Origin of the sequence: Lentilactobacillus parafarraginis DSM 18390 = JCM 14109 (assembly GCF_001435895.1) — a bacterium.
GTDB lineage: Bacteria > Bacillota > Bacilli > Lactobacillales > Lactobacillaceae > Lentilactobacillus > Lentilactobacillus parafarraginis.
On sequence record NZ_AZFZ01000188.1, the window covers coordinates 1 to 873 of the forward strand.

The 873-nt window shown below is 42.7% G+C and carries 1 protein-coding gene; it reads left to right on the forward strand.

The features are described 5' to 3' along the window. The first annotated feature begins 76 nt into the window (after positions 1 to 76). Positions 77 to 864 (forward strand): IS5 family transposase gene (locus tag FD47_RS15255; RefSeq protein ID WP_390662675.1). Its coding sequence is split into 2 segments (ribosomal slippage): positions 77 to 341 and positions 341 to 864, totalling 789 coding nucleotides; the frame shifts between segments, so codons are not numbered across the junction. Positions 865 to 873: the final 9 nt, after the last annotated feature.

The following is an 873-nucleotide window of genomic DNA, read 5'->3' on the forward strand; positions in this document are numbered from 1 at the left end:
AGAACCTGTTTAGAGTCTTACAAAGGCCCGAATAATTTGCTACAATCTTGATAAAAAAGAAATGAGACCCGCTTTGATGACTAATTATCTTAACCAAATCTCTCGTTCCCAGTTTGAAATGATTCGGCCTGAATTGGAAACAGCCCGGAAACGCACCGCACCTCGAACCCAAGACCTTTATCAAGTATTTAATGCACTGTTGTATCTACTAAAAACTGGGTGTCAATGGCGTCAATTACCTCACGATTTTCCAAAATGGTCGACGGTTTATTATTACTACCGAATTTGGTCAGCTAAAGGGCTTGGCTTTCAAGAATCTTTGTTGGAACAGGTTTTAAAAAAATTGTCTTTACCCTACGATCCCAACAGGATCGCTCGGCGCTAACCTCATTTATTATTGTCGATGCTCAGAGTGTTAAAAATACCGATACTGCTCAAAATAAAGGCTATGATGGCGGTAAGAAAATCTCTGGGATTAAGCGCCATTTAGCCGTTGATATTAACGGGCTGCCACAAGCCATCCATATTACTCGAGCCAATGTTTCTGATCGGGACGGTGCCAGCGCAATGTTGGCTCTTCATGCCGATCATTTAAAAAATGTTCGTAGTGTCCTGGTTGATGGTGGTTATACCGGCACCAACTTCGCCATTGATGTTAAAACGAATTTAAAAGCAACCGTTCAGGTTGCTAAACGCAATGAATTACATAACTTTACCGTGATGCCGCAACGCTGGATTATTGAACGCTCCTTCAGCTGGCTGGATAAATGTCGGCGCCTCTGGAAGAACTGCGAACGTCACCTTAATACCAGTCTACAAATGGTGGTGCTGGCTTTTCTGGCATTACTCCTCAAGAGACTCTAAACAGGTTCT